Source organism: Pseudomonas sp. BJa3 (genome assembly GCF_026343815.1).
GTDB lineage: Bacteria > Pseudomonadota > Gammaproteobacteria > Pseudomonadales > Pseudomonadaceae > Aquipseudomonas > Aquipseudomonas soli.
The window spans coordinates 1-233 of record NZ_JAOXMC010000578.1; the positions used below are offsets into that span (position 1 = coordinate 1).

The 233-nt window shown below is 70.8% G+C and carries 1 protein-coding gene; it reads right to left on the bottom strand.

Features of this window, described 5'->3' with window-relative positions; all coding sequences use genetic code 11:
• Positions 1–233 (bottom strand): hypothetical protein (locus OH705_RS28860; protein ID WP_267303652.1); only part of this gene is annotated, 233 nt, incomplete at both ends.

The window sequence follows — 233 nt, forward strand, 5'->3', positions numbered from 1 at the left end:
GGTGATGACGTGGACGCCCTTGCCCGACAGCGCGTTGAGGTACGCGGGGGCGGTCGCGACGAGGGTCTTGCCCTCACCGGTCTTCATCTCGGCGATGTTGCCGAGGTGGAGCGCGGCGCCGCCCATGAGCTGGACGTCGAAGTGGCGCATGCCCAGGGTGCGGCCGGCGGCTTCGCGCACGGCGGCGAAGGCCTCCGGCAGCAGATCGTCGAGCTTCTCGCCATCGGTGTGGC